The sequence below is a fragment of the Desulfurobacteriaceae bacterium genome (assembly GCA_039832905.1).
GTDB lineage: Bacteria > Aquificota > Aquificia > Desulfurobacteriales > Desulfurobacteriaceae > Desulfurobacterium.
Genome location: JBDOLX010000119.1, coordinates 1 through 4,052 on the forward strand (window position 1 = coordinate 1; position 4,052 = coordinate 4,052).

Sequence of the window (4,052 nt, forward strand, 5' to 3'; positions counted from 1 at the left end):
CGGTTCAGTAATTAGGGCAGGTGTTCATAAAGCCCCAGACATAAGAACCGCAGAAGCTGCAAAAGTTATAGAGAACACTCAAAGAGATCTGAACATAGCCCTTATGAATGAACTTGCCCTAATCTTGCACAAGATGGGGGTAGATACAAGAGACGTCCTTGAAGCTGCAGGGACCAAGTGCAATTTTTTAAAGTGCGAACCAGGACTTGTGGGTGGACACTGTATTGGAGTAGACCCATATTACCTGACCTTTAAAGCTCAGGAATTAGGATACCATCCAGAAGTTATCTTAGCTGGTAGAAGAATAAACGATTATATGGGCAAATTTGTTGCGGAAAGTACGGTTAAACAAATCATAAAAGAAGGAAAGCAAATCTTGAATTCCAAAGTTCTAATACTTGGCTTTACCTTTAAAGAAAATATAAGAGATGTTAGAAATACAAAGGTAATAGACATCTACAGGGAGCTAGAAAGTTATGGAGTAAGACCTTATGTTTACGATCCTTACGCTATTCCTGAAGAGGTGAAAGAAGAATATGGAATAGACCTTTTGGAATCTCCTGAAGAAATGGCTCCTTATGATGCCGTAGTAGTTGCTGTAAAACACGAAGAATTTAAAAAACTAACTCCCGAATTTTTCAAAAAGATTTCCGTTTCTAAACCGATTGTTATGGACGTAAAAGGAATTTACAATAGAGAAGAATTTAAAGAAATTATTCTTTGGCGTTTGTAGTAAGTGTTCTATAAGTTTTTATTCTCAAAGATCCAGGAAACGTAAGAGCTAATTTCTTTGGGATAGACTTTTTCTTTACGGGAGAACAGGGCTACTCCAACATGGTAAGAACCTTTGAGACCAAACCAAATGTTCTTTGAAGAAAAGGAATTTATGACGACTTCTTTTATAGTTTCCTCAGCTTCTTCAACCTCTACAAAGAGAATAAAACTGGAAAGATAGTGATCTTCCGGAGCTTTCAAAAGCTTTTTCGAAATCTTCTGAAAAGTAATCCACAGGTGCTTAAATTCATTGATGGTAAGTTTCTGATATTTTTTACCAAAAACGTATAAAAAACTCTTTATTTCGTAATCTTTCATAAAAAAAGTTGTATGCACCAAGCTGGTTTCAAGATGGGCAAAAAAGTCAAAAGTGATTTCTTCTACTTTGAAAGGTTCTATAAATTCACCGTAAGGGAGGAACTTCTTTTTAACTATTTCACTTAACAAAGAGGATTACCTCTTCGCCTTCCTTTCCCTTTAAGAACATTTCTCTCGCAAGTTTCTGATAGTAAAAATCTTTGTTTTTCTCAAATGCTGTCAATCTTTCCTTTAGAATTTCGTTCTTGTTTTCCCAGTATTTTTCCTCTTCTTTCAACTTCTCGTAAGTTTCTCTAAGGTGTAGATAAGTAGTAAAGGAATTTTCCCCTAAGAAATAACTATAGAAAGCCCAAGGGGCAAACAAAAGCCAAAGTAAGAGCAGTAATTTAAAGCTACACTTCAGATTCGGTATCAACTAAACCTCTCTCAATTAGTTCCTCATTATAGTATCGCTTATAAAGCGCATACCATTCAGGAGTACCTTCGTAAATTGGTCTTGAATGGGAAGCTATCTTCTCTCTTACTTTCTCATCAATCTCTCTTCTAAGTTTTGCTACTTCCTCAAAGGATCTAACTATAGCTGTTCTTATTATTCCTCTTTCTTGAGTATAATCAAGTTCGTCATCCGTAAGAATAAGTCTTAAAATTTTTCCTGCCAAGTAATTTGCTTTTTCTCTTGAGAAAACACTACCAATTACAGGAATTCCTCTTTCTTTTGCAAGTTTTTCTTTTATAAGCTTTCTTGCTTTATGGATAGAAACTCCTCTATATGTAACTTCTTCTGCATTTTCCTGAATTATTCTTTCAGCTTCCTCTTCAAGTTCCTTCTCAAGGGTATAATCTTCAAATAGAATATCATATATTTTCTTTTTGAAACTTTCAGGATTATCCGCTATTACATACTCCTTTTCAAGAAGGTTAGTGGCAACTCTGTCTGCAAGAAGTTTTAAGAACCTGTTTTGTTTAGCCATAGTTCCTCCTTTCTTAACTTTTGCAGAAAAGATTTTACGAAAAATTTACCCATCGGTAAGGTATAAGTGAGGGATACCTAATGGAAAGAAGGTTTAAAGTTGTCTCTTCTTTTAGTCCTAAAGGGGACCAACCCAAAGCTATAAAAGAACTTTCAGAGGGTATAAAGAAAGGTTTAAAGTATCAAACCCTTCTTGGAATTACTGGTAGTGGTAAAACTTATACAATTGCTAAGGTAATTGAGAAAGTTCAAAAACCTACCTTAGTCATATCCCACAATAAAGTTCTTGCGGCACAACTTTACCACGAACTTAAGAATTTCTTTCCTGAGAATGCCGTTGAATATTTCATAAGCTACTATGATTATTACCAGCCGGAAGCTTATTTACCAAGCAAAGACCTTTATATTGAAAAAGACTGTTCAATAAATCCTGTAATAGACAGGATGAGACATTCCGCTACAGTTTCTCTTCTTACAAGACGTGATGTGATAGTGGTTTCTTCTGTTTCTTGTATTTATGGTCTTGGTTCTCCAGACTTTTACAAAAAACTTTCTCTGCAATTTCGTGTTGGTGAAGAAATAGATAGGGACGAAACAATTAGAAAACTAATTACCTTAGGATACGAGCGAAGCGATTACGATCTAAGACCTGCAATTTTTAAGGTAAGAGGAGACGTTATAGACATCTTTCCTTCCGATGTTGAAGATCACTTTATAAGAATAGAACTCTTTGGAGATGAAGTTGAAAGTATTAGTATGCTTGATTACTTTAACCAAAGAGTTCTGAAAGAATTTAATTCTTACACCGTTTACCCAGCCTCTCACTACGCTACACCTTATTCTAGGATAGTGGAAGCTGTTCGGTCGATAGAAAAAGAACTTGAAGAAAGAGTTAGTTATTTTCTAGAGCAGGGAAAGGAACTTGAAGCAAGGAGAATAGAACAAAGAACAAGATATGACATAGAACTTCTCTTGGAAATTGGACACTGTAAAGGAATAGAAAATTACTCAAGACATTTAGATGGTAGAAAGCCAGGAGAACCACCTTATACTCTTCTTGATTACTTTCCTGACGATTTTTTGGTGATTATAGACGAGTCTCACGTAACAATTCCGCAAATAAAAGCAATGTATAAAGGTGATAGAGCCAGAAAGTTCAACCTGGTTGAACACGGCTTTCGTCTTCCTTCAGCCTACGATAATAGACCCCTAACCTTCGAAGAGTTTTTAGAAAAAGTTCCACAAGCTATATTCGTTTCTGCAACTCCAGGAGAATTTGAACTTTCCGTATCAAGTAAAGTTGTTGAACAAATTATTAGACCTACAGGACTTTTAGATCCAATAGTAGAGGTTAGGGAAACTAACGGACAGATAGACCATCTTTTAAGTGAGATTAGAAAAGTAATAGAAAGAAATGAAAGGGTTCTTATAACAACTTTAACAAAGAGGAACGCTGAAGAATTAACAGATTACCTTCTTGAAAAGGGAATAAAAGCGAAATACTTGCACTCTGAAATAGACTCCGTTGAAAGGGTAGAAATAATAAGAGGGTTAAGAAGTGGAGAGTTTGATGTTCTTGTTGGGGTTAACCTTTTAAGAGAAGGTTTGGATTTACCTGAAGTTTCTCTTGTTGCAATTCTTGATGCAGACAAGGAAGGATTTTTGCGTTCAACGACTTCTTTAATACAAACGATTGGAAGGGCTGCAAGGAACGTTAACGGTAAAGTGATTCTTTACGCAGATAAAATTACTTCTTCTATGAAGAAAGCTATTGAGGAAACCAATAGGAGAAGAAAAATTCAAGAGGAATACAACAAGAAACACGGAATTATTCCTCAAACTGTGAAAAGGAATCTTGATAGCAGTATATTAGAAGATGCAGGATTGACTATATATTGTAAATTGAAAGATAGTAATACGTTCCCTAAATCTGAAGAAGAAGTTTTAAGGGAAATAGCAAAACTTGAAAAGGAAATGAAAGAAGCTGCTA

The 4,052-nt window shown here is 35.3% G+C and carries 5 protein-coding genes; 2 read left to right on the forward strand and 3 right to left on the reverse strand.

The features are described from left to right. A partial coding sequence (locus ABGX27_09250) for a nucleotide sugar dehydrogenase (protein ID MEO2069675.1) occupies positions 1-733 on the forward strand: 733 nt, incomplete at its 5' end. An 8-nt stretch (positions 734-741) separates the two neighbouring features. Here ABGX27_09250 and ABGX27_09255 read toward each other — a convergent pair. The 3 genes from ABGX27_09255 to ABGX27_09265 are packed head-to-tail and all read right to left on the reverse strand — an operon-like array spanning position 742 to position 2,063. After that, positions 742-1,221: a hypothetical protein gene (locus tag ABGX27_09255; GenBank protein MEO2069676.1), complete on the reverse strand. Its 480-nt coding sequence runs from the start codon at positions 1,219-1,221 to the stop codon at positions 742-744. Continuing rightward, positions 1,211-1,507 (reverse strand): hypothetical protein, encoded by a 297-nt coding sequence (locus ABGX27_09260; GenBank protein MEO2069677.1) that lies wholly within the window; start codon positions 1,505-1,507, stop codon positions 1,211-1,213. Before ABGX27_09260 ends, ABGX27_09255 begins: the two co-directional genes overlap by 11 nt. Continuing rightward, a complete protein-coding gene (locus ABGX27_09265; GenBank protein MEO2069678.1) occupies positions 1,485-2,063 on the reverse strand; it encodes a DUF507 family protein in 579 nt (192 codons plus the stop codon). Before ABGX27_09265 ends, ABGX27_09260 begins: the two co-directional genes overlap by 23 nt. An 80-nt stretch (positions 2,064-2,143) precedes the next feature. Here ABGX27_09265 and uvrB point away from each other — a divergent pair. Then, on the forward strand, positions 2,144-4,052 hold a 1,909-nt coding region (gene uvrB / locus ABGX27_09270), incomplete at its 3' end, for an excinuclease ABC subunit UvrB (GenBank protein MEO2069679.1).